The sequence below is a fragment of the Streptomyces sp. NPDC007971 genome (assembly GCF_042958635.1).
Lineage (GTDB): Bacteria > Actinomycetota > Actinomycetes > Streptomycetales > Streptomycetaceae > Streptomyces.
In genome coordinates, this window is record NZ_JBIBJK010000041.1 from 20,720 (window position 1) to 34,126 (window position 13,407).

The 13,407-nt window shown below is 71.8% G+C and carries 12 protein-coding genes and 1 pseudogene; 4 read left to right on the forward strand and 9 right to left on the reverse strand.

The genetic code is table 11. The features are described from left to right. Nucleotides 1-2: 2 nt before the first annotated feature. Both ACFZCP_RS44755 and ACFZCP_RS44760 read right to left on the reverse strand, forming a co-directional pair. Nucleotides 3-1,916 (reverse strand): annotated as a pseudogene (locus tag ACFZCP_RS44755) (SpoIIE family protein phosphatase); the annotation flags it as partial. Between the two features lie 75 nt (nucleotides 1,917-1,991). Beyond that, the gene (locus ACFZCP_RS44760; RefSeq protein WP_391442709.1) at nucleotides 1,992-2,594 is read right to left on the reverse strand and encodes a TetR family transcriptional regulator C-terminal domain-containing protein; all 603 of its coding nucleotides are present in this window, start codon (nucleotides 2,592-2,594) and stop codon (nucleotides 1,992-1,994) included. Between the two features lie 120 nt (nucleotides 2,595-2,714). Here ACFZCP_RS44760 and ACFZCP_RS44765 point away from each other — a divergent pair, with 120 nt between their 5' ends. Both ACFZCP_RS44765 and ACFZCP_RS44770 read left to right on the forward strand, forming a co-directional pair. After that, entirely contained in the window at nucleotides 2,715-3,626 is a 912-nt protein-coding gene (locus tag ACFZCP_RS44765) for an alpha/beta fold hydrolase (RefSeq protein WP_391442735.1), read from the forward strand. Nucleotides 3,627-3,821: 195 nt separating this feature from the next. Then, the gene (locus tag ACFZCP_RS44770; protein WP_391442712.1) at nucleotides 3,822-4,595 is read left to right on the forward strand and encodes a VOC family protein; all 774 of its coding nucleotides are present in this window, start codon (nucleotides 3,822-3,824) and stop codon (nucleotides 4,593-4,595) included. Between the two features lie 127 nt (nucleotides 4,596-4,722). On the opposite strand, the gene ACFZCP_RS44775 is transcribed toward ACFZCP_RS44770, so the two are convergent. The 4 genes from ACFZCP_RS44775 to ACFZCP_RS44790 all read right to left on the reverse strand — a co-directional run bounded on the left by ACFZCP_RS44775 (nucleotide 4,723) and on the right by ACFZCP_RS44790 (nucleotide 9,455). Then, nucleotides 4,723-5,613, reverse strand: a complete 891-nt coding sequence (locus tag ACFZCP_RS44775; protein ID WP_391442714.1) for a DUF6424 family protein — start codon at nucleotides 5,611-5,613, stop codon at nucleotides 4,723-4,725. Between the two features lie 364 nt (nucleotides 5,614-5,977). Further along, entirely contained in the window at nucleotides 5,978-7,249 is a 1,272-nt protein-coding gene (locus ACFZCP_RS44780; protein ID WP_391442716.1) for an MFS transporter, read from the reverse strand. Continuing rightward, entirely contained in the window at nucleotides 7,246-7,923 is a 678-nt protein-coding gene (locus ACFZCP_RS44785; RefSeq protein WP_391442719.1) for a metalloregulator ArsR/SmtB family transcription factor, read from the reverse strand. Before ACFZCP_RS44785 ends, ACFZCP_RS44780 begins: the two co-directional genes overlap by 4 nt. Before the next feature lie 617 nt (nucleotides 7,924-8,540). Then, entirely contained in the window at nucleotides 8,541-9,455 is a 915-nt protein-coding gene (locus ACFZCP_RS44790) for an NAD-dependent epimerase/dehydratase family protein (RefSeq protein ID WP_391442720.1), read from the reverse strand. Nucleotides 9,456-9,538: 83 nt separating this feature from the next. On the opposite strand from ACFZCP_RS44790, the gene ACFZCP_RS44795 reads away from it, so the two are divergent. Both ACFZCP_RS44795 and ACFZCP_RS44800 read left to right on the forward strand, forming a co-directional pair. Beyond that, a complete protein-coding gene (locus ACFZCP_RS44795) occupies nucleotides 9,539-10,105 on the forward strand; it encodes a TetR family transcriptional regulator (protein ID WP_391442723.1) in 567 nt (188 codons plus the stop codon). 65 nt (nucleotides 10,106-10,170) lie between these two features. Then, nucleotides 10,171-10,593 (forward strand): signal peptidase I, encoded by a 423-nt coding sequence (locus ACFZCP_RS44800; RefSeq protein ID WP_391442726.1) that lies wholly within the window; start codon nucleotides 10,171-10,173, stop codon nucleotides 10,591-10,593. Nucleotides 10,594-10,671: 78 nt separating this feature from the next. Here ACFZCP_RS44800 and ACFZCP_RS44805 read toward each other — a convergent pair whose 3' ends face one another. The 3 genes from ACFZCP_RS44805 to ACFZCP_RS44815 form a co-directional block, all read right to left on the reverse strand. Next, nucleotides 10,672-11,787 carry a histidine kinase gene (locus ACFZCP_RS44805; protein WP_391442729.1) on the reverse strand — a complete coding sequence of 372 codons (1,116 nt, stop codon included), beginning with the start codon at nucleotides 11,785-11,787 and terminating at the stop codon, nucleotides 10,672-10,674. Continuing rightward, entirely contained in the window at nucleotides 11,784-12,449 is a 666-nt protein-coding gene (locus ACFZCP_RS44810) for a response regulator transcription factor (protein WP_362700587.1), read from the reverse strand. Before ACFZCP_RS44810 ends, ACFZCP_RS44805 begins: the two co-directional genes overlap by 4 nt. 352 nt (nucleotides 12,450-12,801) lie before the next feature. Next, nucleotides 12,802-13,017, reverse strand: coding sequence for a hypothetical protein (locus tag ACFZCP_RS44815; RefSeq protein WP_362700585.1), 216 nt, complete (start codon nucleotides 13,015-13,017; stop codon nucleotides 12,802-12,804). Nucleotides 13,018-13,407 lie beyond the last annotated feature (390 nt).

A 13,407-nucleotide genomic window follows, 5' to 3' on the forward strand; every position in this document is an offset into this window, starting at 1 on the left:
TTTCACGGCTGCGCGGGAAGCTGCTGTTCCGTCCAGATGACCTTGCCGTCAGGCGTGTGGCGAACGCCCCAGCGGTCGGCGAACTGGGCCACCAGGAACAGGCCGCGTCCGCCCTCGTCCATGGTGGTGGCCCTGCGCAGGTGCGGGGAGACATCGCTGCCGTCGGACACTTCGCAGATGAGGCTGCGATCGCGGATCAGACGGACGCCGATGGGGCCGGTCGCGTGCCGGATGGCATTGGTGACCAGTTCGCTGAGGATCAGCTCCAGGGTGAACGCCTCCTCGTCCAGACCTCAGCCCTGCAACAGCCTGCCCGCACGCGCGCGCACGCCGGCCACGGCCGAGGGATCGGAAGGCACGTTCCAGGCCGCGGTACGGTCGTCATGGAGCAGCCGGGTGCGAGCGACCAGAAGGGCCACGTCGTCGCGCGGTGCGGTCGGCAGCAGCGCGTCCATCACGGCGGCACACATCTGCTCCGGTGTCCGTCCGCCGTACGCAAGAGCACTGCGCAGCTGCTCTATCCCCTCGTCGATGTCACGTTGCCGGTCCTCGACCAGGCCGTCGGTGTACAGCACGATGCTGCTGCCCTCGGGCAGACGTGTCTCATGTCTCTCATAGGGCAGTCCTCCCAGGCCGAGCGGAGGACCGGCCGGTACGCCCGCCAGGTCCGCGCGTCCGTCCGGGGCCACGACGAGGGGGTCCGGATGGCCGGCCCTGGCCATGGTGCACAGACCCGACACCGGGTCGCAGACCGCCGTACAGACAGGTGGCGCCCGTGAGCGTCGGGGCTGGGGCTCCTTGGAGCGCCAGAACGTCGCCACGCCGAGAACCACTCCGCGTGCCCGCAGCAGAGCGACGATCATGGAGTGAATGCCGTAGGCCACCAGTCTGCGCGCGCGGTCGGGGGCCTGCGCCTGCCAGCCGGAGAACGCCGCCATGTCGGCCTCCAGCACCATCCGCCCGGAGCCGAACCCCGAGGCCTGTGGCGTGGAGGGGTCGAAACGGATGAGTTCGCCGGGCCGGTACAGCGGGGTGTCCTGGCGGATGCCGTGCAGGGCGACACGGCGCAGCTCGGTCATGGTCAGCAGGTTCGGTTCCTCGCCCCGCAGAACCGCATCGCCCAGGTCGACGGTGACGTAGTCGGCGAACCTGGGTACGGCCAGCTCGGTCAATTCCTCGGCGGTGCGTGTCACGTTGAGCGTGGTGCCGATCCGTATGGCGGCGTCGTACAGCAGCCTGAGCCGTTCCTGGACCGCTTCGACGCGACCCATCAGAGCGCTGAGTTCCGGGGTGTCACGCAGGGTGGCCACCGCGCCTCCCAGCCCGGGCTGCTGTGCCATCGGGCGCTGACTGATCGCCAGCAGCCGTTCCCCGACCTGGATCACCCGGTCCGTGGCCGCCGCGCCGGACAGCAGAAGCCGTTCGGCCGTCGGCTCCAGACCCAGACCTGTGACGGGCCGCCCCTCCACGTCGCCTTCGAGCCCCAGCAGACGTCGCGCCTCGTCGTTCGCCAGGAGCAGGCAGCCCTGGTCATCGGTGATCAGTACGCCTTCCCGCACCGCGTGCAGGACGGCGTCGTGGTGCTCGTACACGCGGGTCATCTGCGCAGGGCCCAGACCCTGTGTCTGACGGCGCAGCCGTTTGCTGATCAGTGCCGTGCCGGCGGTGGCCGCCGCGAGCACCACACCGGTCGCCGCCAGGACGAGGGGGACCTGCCGGTCGGCCGCCACGCTCACCCTCGCGACCGTGATCCCGGCGGAGACCAGCCCGATGACCTTCCCCTGGGGTGAGACGACCGGAACCACGGTCCGCACCGAGCGGCCCAGGGTGCCCGTGGTGGTCTCGGTGACGGTTCCGCCGTGCTGTGCCGCCTTTATGTCGCCGATGTAGCGTTCGCCGATCCGCGCCGGATTGGGAAGGCGTCATCACCCCGAACCGGCAGCTCACTCCTCCGCTTGCACACCACGCGCCCGCACGGGCACGCCGGGCGATCAGTCCCGGAAGACACGGTTCAGGCAGTGGTCCAGGACGGCCGCGGCCGACTCGGGGCCGCGCTGGCCGACCAGGATGCTGGTACCGAGCCCTGCGGACAGGGCGAGCAGGCCGACGGCTTCCAACTCCACGTCCACCCCGGGCTGGAGGAGCTCACTCTCCTGTGCCTGCCGCAGGAGCTGGGTCAGGGCGCTCTCGGCGGCGTCGGGGTTGTGGATGAAGGGCTGGTCGGCGAGCGCCCGGTCGGTGACGGACAGAATGGCGTACGAGGTGTAGACGAGGTGGAAGGTACGGCTCTCCTCGTCCGTCGGCAGCGCCGCCGTCAGCATGGCCTCGATCATCGCGCGTGGTCCCGGGCGGGGGCCGGCGTCCTGGAGCCGGGCGGTGGCCCGCTGCCCGAATCGCTCCGCCAGGTGCTGCAGTCCGTAGAGAAGGAGCTTCTCCTTCGTCTCGAAGTAGTACTGCACCAGCCGCAGGGACACACCGGCCTCCGCGGCCACGTCGCGCATTCCCACGGCATGCAGACCGCGTCGTGCGGCCACCCGAAGGAGAGCCTCGGCGATCTCGGTACGCCGCTCCGTGTGATCCACGCGCTTGGGCATCGACCGTTCCTCCATTCGCTGTTCCCCCTGGTCGGGCTCGCCCCGGCCCCTTGATGATACGGGTGTACCAACGTTGTGATACGTTCGTACCATAAAGAATCCACACACCCGGAGGTGACCGTGTCCCGGACCGCGCCCCGCCCCCCGGCCGACGTCGGCCGATTCGTGAGCGACGCCTGGCGTGACCGCTACTTCGCGGCCTGCGACGCGGTCTACGCACTGGGAGCCGCCGCTCATGCGGAGACGGAGGTGGAGACCTCCTTCGGTACCACGCACGTCTACCAGTACCTCCCCGCGGAACCGGCCGCCCGGTCCCGCACCCCCGTCGTCCTGGTGCACGGAGCCGGCAGCTGCTCCGCCATGTGGTACCCGAACACCCCCGCCCTCAGCGCCGAACGCCCGGTCTACGCCATCGACACCCCCGGCGATCCGGGCCGCAGCATCCAGCGCGAGCCCATCCACCGACCCGAACGCGCCGCCCGGTGGCTGGACGAGACGCTGGCCGGACTCGGGCTGGGACGCGTTCACCTGGTCGGCTCGTCCTACGGCGGATGGCTCGCCGTGAACCAGGCGTACCGCAGGCCCGAGCGCCTGGCCTCGGTCACTCTCCTCGACCCGGGCGGACTGGAGAAGGTGGGCCTGCGATTCTTCGTCTGGATCTTCGCCAGCCTCTTCGCGTCCTTCGCGCCCAAGGCGCTTCGCCCGCGCCTGGCGGCCTGGCTCGAACAGCCCGTCCTCATCGTGCCGGAACTGCGCGCCATGGTCAGGACCGGCGTGCGCTCCTACCGCATCCGCCGCCCCGCCCCACTGCCCCTGTCCGACGACGAACTGTCGGCCATCCGCACCCCGCTGTACCTCGTGCTCGGCAGGCGCAGCCTCCTGGTGCATCCGCAGCGGCAGGCCGAGCGCATTCCCCGGCTGATACCGGGCGCCCGCGCCGACATCCTCTCCCGCACAGGTCATGGCCCCCAGATCGACCATGCGGGCGAGACCAATGCCCGGATGCTGCACTTCATGGACGCGGTCGACTGAGGGTCACCGAACCCGGCGCCGGGCCGCGGACGCCGGCGGGGACGCACACCGACCGCGTTCACGCGGGCCGTCGCCACGCCATTCGGCTCCATGGCCCGGGTGAAACATCCGGGCAGGCCGGGGCGGTGGGCCGGGCCCTGCGCACGGGGTCGGCATAGTGGCGGGTCTTCGTACCGGACCCGCAGGAGGAATCCCATGCTCGGCACCGTCTTCCGTACCGGTTCACCCGTCTGGATCGACCTCGGCAGCCCGGACACGGATGCGGCCGGCGTCTTCTACGGCGCCGTCTTCGGATGGCGGATCGTGTCCGCGGGACCTCATGCGGGCGGGTACGGCTTCTTCCAGAAGGACGGAAAGACGGTCGCCGCCCTCGGACCGCTGACCGAGGAGGGAGCAAGGTCGGCCTGGACGACGTACTTCCGCAGCGATGACGCCAAGGCCACCGCCCGTCGGGTGGTCGAGGGCGGGGGCAGTGTGCGCGTCGAGCCCATGAGCGTGGGCGAGGGGCAGCTCGCCCAGTTCACCGACCCCCAGGGCGCCCAGTTCGCCGTCCTGCAGTCCGCCATGGGGGTACAGAAGGCGTCCGAGGACGACACGCTGGTGTGGGTGGAGCTGCACGTGGCCGACCCGGAGGCGGCGATCCGCTTCTACCAGGGGCTGTTCGGCTGGCGCTCACAGGAGATGCAGGCGCCCGGCATGACGTACCGGGTCCTGAGCATCGCCGACGGCGACCAGCAGCAGGGTTCCTTCGGCGGCGTGGCCCGGTTGCAGGGGGAGCAGGAAGAGACGCGCTGGGTGCCGTACTTCGCGGTGGCCGACGCCGATGCCGTCGTCACGGCGGTGCAGGACAACGGCGGGACGGTGCTCATGCCGGCCGCGGACGTGCCCGATGTGGGACGCATCGCCTGGCTCGCGGACCGGGGCGGGGCCGTGTTCGCCGTGCTGAAGCCGAATCCGCTCCAGACCTGATCGCCGCGCTTGCGGGGGGACGGAAAACGGCCGGAGTGCTTCGGCGCGGACGGACCCTGTCCGTTCGGCGCCCTGCCCCGCCCCTCACCGATCGCTCGGGATGACGATGGCGCGCGACATGCGCGCCTCACGGCCGGGCGGAGGGGCGGTGGTCGTGCTGTGCCGCGCTCGCGGACAGCGGGCCCGAGGCGGTCCGCCGGTCGGGATCGATCTGCCGGGCGAAGGCCTGCAGGGCCACGGGGCTGTTCGCGGGCAGGACGGCCATCAGGCCGCGGTCCTGTGCCTCCGCGATCGTGTCGGCGGCTGCGCTGCCCTCGGGGGCGAAGGCCAGACGGACATGCCCGTCTCCGGAGCCGCGACGGTCCACCGGGGTGACGGCGCCGTGGGTGCCGTCGGGCAGGGTCACCCACAGCTGGAAGTCGTCGAACCGGACGAAGTCCGCGCCCTTCACGGGCCAGGGGTAGTGGTGCTCACCGGGCACCTTGGGCAGGATCCCCTGGTGGTTGCCGTGGCTCAGCGGCACGCACGCGTTGAACAGCGAGTCGGTCCACGCCTCGACCCCGTCGGCGTCCTTGATCGGCGTGCGCAGCAGCTTCTCGGCCCGCTCGTAACCCAACTCCGCCAGGGCGGGCAGGGTGAGCGGGAAGGCGTCGACCAGAACGGCGGCGTCCTGCCGGAGCCGGTCGACCTTCTCCGGGTCGGCGCAGAACTGCATGCTCCACTCGATGCCGACCCGTGCGCGGTACATCCGCCAGTGGTCCGCTCCCTTGACCCACAGGCTGCCGCCGTGGTGCATCTCCCAGGACGCAGGGCCGTCCGGCCCCGCCGCACCCGAGGCGACGGGTCTGGGCCCGTAGGGCAGGTCGGGGTCGTCCATCGTGCGCAGGATCGCCTGTGCCGTCTTCTTCGCGGCGCGGAAGTGCGACGATTCAAACCGTTTCGGATGTTCGACGAGGCGGATCTTCCACGGATGGTTCTCCGATTCGACGCCGCCTGGCGGGAGAACGGTGTGGGCCATGGCTCAGCTCCTCGGTCCGGCCCCACGGCCTGGTCACGGGATTGCGGGGCGGCGGCGCCCTCGGGCGGGGCGGAGTCCCCCGCAGCCATGCATCCATCATGCGCTGCGAACAGGCGGCCCGCGAGTCGAGCGGAGGTACCGTCAGATCCCGGCCGGGGACGGCCGAATCCCCCGTCGACGCCCACAGGCCCGTGCCGGCCGAGCCCGCAGCGCGTCGCCGCGGGCCGGTGCCGAACACCCGCGGGACTGCCCCCACTTGCCCCCTCAGCAGGGCGGACCTGCTGAGGGCCGCGGGGGCCCGGCCGGACCGTATGTGAAGGAGCGCGGTCCGGCAGGACCGTACGTGCCGGGGGTGCGGGTCGGTTCAGCGGCTGCTCGCGGTCGCGGCCACGGCCGGGAGGATCGCGAGGGCGAGGACGCCGCAGGTGAGGGCGAGAGCCGGGTAGCTGGTGCCGGCGACGACCATGCCGGAGGTCAGGCCGCCGGTGGTGCCCGCGATGGCAATGGAGACGTCGACCGTGCCCTGGGTCTTGGCGCGGCTGGCGAGCGGGACGGTGTCGGTGATGATCGCCGTACCCGAGACGAGGCCGAAGTTCCAGCCCAGTCCCAGCAGGGCCAGGGCGCACGCGAGGAGCGCGACGGAGTCGCCGGGCGCGGTGGCGGCGAGGATGCCGGCGGCCAGGAGGGTGAGGCCGGAGGCGGCAGCGATCTTCAGACGGCCGTAGCGGTCGACGAGCCAGCCCGTCAGCGGCGAGGGCAGGTACATGGCGCCGATGTGGATGCCGATGACCAGGCCCGAGGCGGCGGTGCCATGACCGTGGTCGTGCAGGTGGACCGGGGTCATCGTCATGATCGAGACCATGACGAGCTGGGTGAGGACCATGACGAGCGCGCCGAGCGTCACGCCTGCGCGGCGTCGGTGCGGGGGGCCGGTCGCTGCGGCGCCGACGCCGGTGCTGCTCTCCTCGGCGGCGGCGGCGAGCGCGCGGGCGACGACCAGGGGGTCGGGCCGCAGCAGGACAGCGAGGACGAGGGCCGCCAGACCGTAGGCGGCGCCGGAGAGGAGGAAGGGGCCCGCCAGGTCCGGGATGCCCAGGGATGCGGCGAGAGCGCCGGTCGGTGCGGCGAGGTTGGGTCCGGCGACACCTCCGAGGGTGGTGGCGACCAGGACGGTCGACACGGCGCGCGCCCGGTGGCCCGGCTCGGCCAGATCGGCTCCGGCGTAGCGGGCCTGGAGGTTGGTGGCGGTCCCGGCGCCGTAGACGAACAGGGCGAGGAACAGCAGGACGGCGTTGTCCAGGACGGCGGCGGTGATGACCCCGGCGCTGCCGACGGCGCCGGTGAGGTAACCGGCGGCCAGACCGGGCCGGCGCCCGCGGACCTGGGAGAGACGGCCCACGACGACGGCGGCGAGCGCGGATCCGGCGGTGAACAGGGCGCTGGGCAGTCCGGCGAGGCCGGTGGTGCCGAGCATGTCCTGTGCGAGCAGGGCGCCCACGGTGACTCCGGCGGCGAGTCCGGCCCCGCTGAGGATCTGGGAGGCGACCAGGACGCGCAGGATGCGGCGCTGTGCGTGGGCGGCGTCCGGCACGTCGGCTGTCGAGCGCGTCGTGCCCTGCGCGGTGGACTCGGTCATATCAAGTCCCCGGCATCGACGGGCAGTTCGGCCAGCCGCCACTCCAGTATGCCGTCGCCGAGGCGGATGGCCCGCCGTCCGCGACCGGCCAGCAGTCGCACCGCGTCATGGGCGAGGACACAGTATGCGCCGCGGCAGTAGACGACGATCTCCGTCTCCTCGGGCAACTCGTCGATCCGGTAGGTCAGTTCCTCCACCGGGATGGACACCGCACCCGGGATGTGCCCGGCCCGGTACTCCTCCACCGGCCGTACGTCCAGCACCACCACGTCCCCGGCCGTCACGCGGGCGCGCAGCTCCGCCCGCGTGACCTCCGTCGCCCTGTCCGCGCCGAGGTAGGCGTCGACCGCCGCGGTTACGGCGGCCTGGTGGGTCTCGGCGACCTTGCGCAGCAGCGCTAACAGCTGAGCGACATCGTCGCCGGCGAGCCGGTAGTGGATGCGCACGCCCTCGCGGCGGGTGGCGACGAACCCGGCACGCTTGAGCGTCTGCAGATGGGCCGAGGCCGTGGTCAGGTTCAGTCCCGCCGCCTTGGCCAGGGCATCGACGGTGCGCTCGCCCTGGGCGAGCAGGTCGAGCAGCTCCAGGCGCTTACCGCTGGCCAGTGCCTTGCCGCTGGTCGCGAACGCGTCGTACAGCCGCGCCTTGGCGCCCGCTGCAGTGGTCCCTACCAAGGCATCCTCCATAAATCCATGGAATACCGTAGAGGAAGGGACGGGAGATGACCATACGTCGCACCGCCCCACCGCACCGTCTCTGCCGGATCCTGGAGGACTGCCGTGGGATTCCCCGACGACGTCCTGGTACCGCTGGTTGGCCACGGTCTGGGCCAAACGCCCACCTCGTCGCCCTGGCCGACGTCCGCGCCGCGGCGGTCGACGCGAGCCGCGACCTGCAGTGAGGGCGACGAGAAGTGCCTGCACTGCCGGGCCCGTACGGCTCGGACCGCGCGAGAACCGGCTGCAGTTCGCCCTGCTCGTCGCTGTCGCCGTCGCCGTCTGCGTCGGCGCGCTGCTCGGCCTGGAACGCACCACCATGCCGCTGATCGGCGCACACGCCTTGGGCCTGGCCGGCGATCCGGCCGTCTTCTCCTTCATCACCGCCTTCGGCCTCACCGAGGCGATGACCAGCCACCCCACGACCGGCGGACCGACGGCTGCACGTGGTCCCCTCGGGGGCTCGGGTGACCGCAGCCGAGCAGCCGAGTGTCCGGTGGTGAGTCCCCGCTCTCGGCGGAGCGGCGGGGCCGCCGCACGCTCAGCGTGCAGGTGGTGTCTTCGGAAGGGGCCGGTCAGGCGGGGCTGTGGAAGTAGTGCCCCTTGTCGAGGTCGGCGAGGAGACCGGGCTCGACGGGTTCCCAGCCCAGCGCCTCGCGGGTGAGGGAGCTGGACGCCAGGATGTCGAGGCCGAGGAAGGCGCTCAGCCAGGTGAAGTGGTCGGCCGCTGCGTCGGGGGCCACGGAGACGGCCGGCACGTCGAGGTGACGGCCGATCACCTCTGCGACGTCGCGAATCGTGACGCCTTCCTCGGCGACTCCGTGCAGCACCGATCCGGCGGGGGCCTTCTCGACCGCAAGGCGGAACAGCCGTCCGGCGTCGAGGCGGTGGACCGCCGGCCAGTGGTTGGCGCCGTCACCGATGAAGCCGGAGACTCCCCTGGCGCGCGCGATGGCGACCAGGGTGGCCATGAACCCGTTGTCCCCGTCGCCGTGGCAGGTGGGGGAGAGCCGCACCACGCAGGAGCGCACGCCGCGTGACGGGAGCGCCAGCACCGCCTCTGCGGTGGCCGCGCGGATCGTGAGCGGCGAGGCGTCGATCGTCGGCATGTCCCGTTCGGTCGCCATCTGCCCCGGCGCAAGTCCGGCCAGGCCGGAGGCGAGGACGAAGGGGCGGTCGGTGCCGGCGAGCGCGTCGCCGAACGTGTCGACCGCGCGGCGATCGGCCTCGGCGGCGCCCCCGAAGTCGCCGGAGAAGGCGATGTCGTGCTTGAAGGCGAGGTGGATCACCCCGTCCGACGCGGCGGCCGTGCTCCCCAGGACGTCGAGGTCGTCGATGGTGCCCCGTACGACCTCCGCCCCGGCCGCGGAGAGTGCGTCGGCGGACGTGTCGGAGCGGGCGAGCCCCACGACCTGGTGCCCCGCGTCGAGGAGTTCGGGTACGACGGCGGAGCCGATCCAGCCGGAGGCGCCGGTCACGAAGATGCGCATGGGAGGTCCCCATCTGTTGATGTCAGTTACTGTCATCGACGCTACACCTGATGTCAGCTGCTGTCATCACGTAGGATTCGCGCATGGGCAGATGGGAGCCGGACGCGCGCGGACGCCTGGCGAGCGCGGCGCTGGAGCTGTACAGCGAGCGCGGGTACGAGCAGACGACGGTGGCGGAGATCGCCAAGCGGGCCGGGCTCACGGAGCGGACCTTCTTCCGGCACTACGCCGACAAGCGCGAGGTGCTGTTCGCCGGTGCCGGTGACCTGCAGGAGCTGTTCGTGCAGGCGGTCGAGGGCGCTCCGGAGTCCGCGGTTCCGGTCGAGGCACTCGCGGCCGGCCTCGACGCGGTCTGCGAGGTGTTCGTCGATCGGCGCGAGTACGCACGCAGGCGACACGCCGTGATCGCCGCGAACGCGGAACTCCGGGAGCGCGAGTTGATCAAGCTCGCCTCGATGTCGGCCGCACTCGCCGCCGCCCTGCGCCGGCGCGGCGTCGCGGAGCCGGCCGCGAGCCTGGCCGCCGAAGCGGGGATCGCCGTCTTCAAGGTCGGCTTCGAGCGCTGGATCGCGGTGGACGAGGAACGCGAGATGGCCCAGGTGGTACGGGAATCACTGGACGGGCTCAGGACGGTGGCCCGCGGCCGCTGAGGCCGGTTGCCTGAGCACCGGTCGCGCGCGAGGTGCCAGGACGGCCGACTGTTAGCCTCCCGGTGATGGACGACAGCGTGTACGTGGGCAACGCCGGCAGCGATGCGGCACTCGACCAAGGCTGGCTGCTCGGGCACTTCAAGGGTGTCGGCGACCCTCGCCACAGCGACGCCGTCGAGATCAAGTGGGGCGTCCACCCGCAGGGCGACAGACGGGCCCGGTGGGTGCGCGGCGAGGAGCGCACGGCCCTTCTGGTTCTGATCAGCGGTCGCTTCCGCGTCGAACTTCCCGGCCGCAGCGTTCTGCTGACACGCCAGGGCGACTATGTCGTGTGGGGGCGGGGCGTGGACCATTCGTGGCTCGCGGAACGCGAGTCGGTGGTGCTGACCGTGCGGTGGCCGTCCGTCCCCGGGTACGCGGTTGGACGGGAGGCACAGGGGCGACGACTTTGGCCGCAGGAGGGCGAGGACACAGGTCCCCCTGCGTGACGTGAGTGAGGGGACCGGCACAGAGGGGGCGTAGAGGTGCGCTGCCGCCATGAGGAGCCGAGCCGGTAGGGAGGAACGTCACCGGTTCTGCTCGACGGGCAGCTCCAGGCGGAGCTCGTAGCCGCCGTCGGCCGTCGGTCCGGAGCTGACGGTGCCGCCCAGGAGTTCGGCACGCTGACCGAGGCCGGCGAGGCCGTGCCGGGCGCTCGGCAGAGCGAGTGAGGGCCGTGTGGGAACGGTGTTGGTGACGGTGACGCGGACGGAACCGTCCTTGCAGAGGATGCGGACGGTCGCCGTCGCGCCCGCGGCATGTTTGCGGACGTTGGTCAGGGCTTCCTGGACCGTGCGGTAGACGGCGCGCTGGACGGTCGGCGGAAGGTCCTCGGGCAGGTCCGTCTTCAGTTCCGCTTCGATGCCGCTGCCGTCCACCAGCCGCTGCAGGTCGGCGAGGGACGGCTGGGGGGTGAGCTCCGTCGGGCGGCTGCCGGCGGCGCGCAGCACGCTGACCATGTGCCGCAGCTCGTCGAGGGTCTGCACGCTCAGCCGCCGGATCGTGGCCGCGGCCTGTCTGGTCTCGGTGTCCCGGCTGCCCACCTGGAGTGCGCCGGCCTGCACGGCGATGAGACTGACCTGATGGGAGACCACGTCGTGCATCTCCCGGGCCAGCTCCGCGCGTTCCTTCGCGAGGACGCCCTGGGCGGTCAGCAGCCGTTCGTGTTCGCGGGCCTCGGTGATCTCGGCGAGCCGCAGCGACAGCTCGCGCTGGGCCTGCACGAGTTGGCCGAGGAAGACGGGTGCTGCCGCGGTGGCCAGGGTGTAGCTGAGGTTCACGAGATGGTGGGTTCCCGAGAGTTCGTACGTCTTCAGGGCCGACCAGGGCCACGGGAGGAAGTCGGCGATCGCGTAGACCAGGGCGCAGCAGGCCAGCAGCACACGGTGACGGCTGAGCGAGGCGAGCGTGTACAGGGCCGCGAGGGGAGCGACCACCGCATCGGTGATCATGGCCGTGGGGAGGGTGAGCACGTAGGTCGCCAGCGGCGCACGGCGTCGCAGGACCAGGACGAAGGCGCCGAGCAGTGCGCAGGCCGGAGCCGCCACCTGGTCGTTGAAGTCGACGTTGACCCACGCATCGGCCACCGCGGCGCAGACGAGGGCGGCGTCCAGGAGCCGAACGGGCGGTCGTCGGGTGCTCATCCGGTGTCCCCGTCGTTCGGCGGACCGAGCAGGCCCGCGCGCTCGGCGACGAGGGCCGCCTGGACACGGCTGCTGACCTGGAGTTTGCTGAGGACGGCGCTGACGTGACCTTTGACGGTGCCGGTACTCAGATGCATCCGGCTTCCGATGTCCGAGTTGCCCAGCCCTTCGGCCATGAGGACCAGGACGGCCCGCTCGCGGTCGGTCAGCCGGGCGGTCAGGTGGGCGGCGGGCTCGTGCCCCGCCTTGTCGAGGTAGCCGTCCACCACCCTGCGGGTGACCTTCGACGACAGCACGGTCCCGCCCTCGGCGAGCGCTCTCACCAGATGAGGAAGCTGCTCGGGATCGGTGTCCTTGAGCAGGAATCCGGCGGCGCCCGAACGCAGTGCAGTCGTCACGTACTCGTCGGCGTCGAACGTCGTGAGCATGGCCACCACCGGTGGATCGGGCATGCGGCGCAGGTCGGACAGGACCGTGAGCCCGTCCACGTCCGGCATCCGGATGTCGAGCAGGACCACGTCGGGGCGCGAGTCGTGCACCGCCCGGACGGCCCGGCTGCCGGGTACCGCCGCCACGACCTCGATGTCGTCCGCCGTGCTGAGGATGTGTGTGAAGCCGCCGCGGACCAGGGCCTCGTCGTCGACCACCAGTACCCGGATCACCTGCGCTCCGCTCGTCGCATGCCCGCGCTTGGATGCCTACCACGCAGGGGCCGTCCGCGAACGAGCCGGAGGTGTTTCCGCCGATTGGCCGCACCGTCCCGGCCTGCCGCGGGGGTGGGTCCGGCCGGTCGGCCGGGCCGGCAGCCGTCCGTCGCCCGCGCATGCCGGATCGCCGTGCCCCGCTGTCTCCCCCCCCGAGGGCCCGTGTCGAACGCTATGCAGCTCCGGTCGCATGGGGCCGTCGGGGAATCATGCCGAGCCGGCGCATCTGGGAGAAGGGGATGGATGAGAGCCCGCGGTCGTACGGGTCCTGCCTGCCTGCCGGTGGGTGGGGGGATGCGCTGACCGGGCGTCAGCCGGCCTCGCGGTTCAGGACGCGTCGGGCCGCCTCGGCCTCTGCTGCCGGAGGGGACAGCTCGTCAAGGGTGTCGAGCTCGTCATCCGCTTCCAGTTCCCGTTCCCAGGCTGCCGCGAGCTGTTCGACTTCCTCGCGGGGCTTGGCACCGACGGTCTCCCGGTGCTCCGGGTCGAGAGCCGCCAGGAATCGCCCGACCGAATCCGTCGGCATACCGTGCTCCTTCTCGCCGGGTGGGGTGCCGTCCCGGCCCAGGATGGCCAACCGGTCCCGCACCGGCCGGCCGACACGGCCGGGGGACACCCTGATGGCCCCGCCGCCCACCGAACGTCGTCGGCATGAACGCCGACCGGCGGCTCCCGCTCGCCGCCGAGCCCTGTCGGCCTCGGCCACGACCACTGCGGCCATGCGGTGGGGTCTCCTTCTCAAGCCGTCGCAGGGACATGTCGGCGAACGCTGCGGCTTGCCGGGTCACGCCCTTCGGATGCTGTTCCTGCGGGTGCTGTGATCGTCGTGCGCCCGGTCACCTGGCGGTGACCGGGCGGACGACGACCTGGATGGTGTCACCTCGACGGGTGGACGGCAGGATGTGCCGCCGGTTGT

Excerpts from the sequence above, each read along its gene's own strand:
- ACFZCP_RS44770 (WP_391442712.1), top strand. The coding sequence starts at position 3,822 with ATGCTCGGCACCGTCTTCCGTACCGGTTCACCCGTCTGGATCGACCTC.
- ACFZCP_RS44815 (WP_362700585.1), bottom strand. The coding sequence starts at position 13,017 with ATGCCGACGGATTCGGTCGGGCGATTCCTGGCGGCTCTCGACCCGGAG.
- ACFZCP_RS44795 (WP_391442723.1), top strand. The coding sequence starts at position 9,539 with ATGGGCAGATGGGAGCCGGACGCGCGCGGACGCCTGGCGAGCGCGGCG.
- ACFZCP_RS44775 (WP_391442714.1), bottom strand. The coding sequence starts at position 5,613 with ATGGCCCACACCGTTCTCCCGCCAGGCGGCGTCGAATCGGAGAACCAT.
- ACFZCP_RS44800 (WP_391442726.1), top strand. The coding sequence starts at position 10,171 with ATGGACGACAGCGTGTACGTGGGCAACGCCGGCAGCGATGCGGCACTC.
- ACFZCP_RS44790 (WP_391442720.1), bottom strand. The coding sequence starts at position 9,455 with ATGCGCATCTTCGTGACCGGCGCCTCCGGCTGGATCGGCTCCGCCGTC.
- ACFZCP_RS44780 (WP_391442716.1), bottom strand. The coding sequence starts at position 7,249 with ATGACCGAGTCCACCGCGCAGGGCACGACGCGCTCGACAGCCGACGTG.
- ACFZCP_RS44760 (WP_391442709.1), bottom strand. The coding sequence starts at position 2,594 with ATGCCCAAGCGCGTGGATCACACGGAGCGGCGTACCGAGATCGCCGAG.
- ACFZCP_RS44805 (WP_391442729.1), bottom strand. The coding sequence starts at position 11,787 with ATGAGCACCCGACGACCGCCCGTTCGGCTCCTGGACGCCGCCCTCGTC.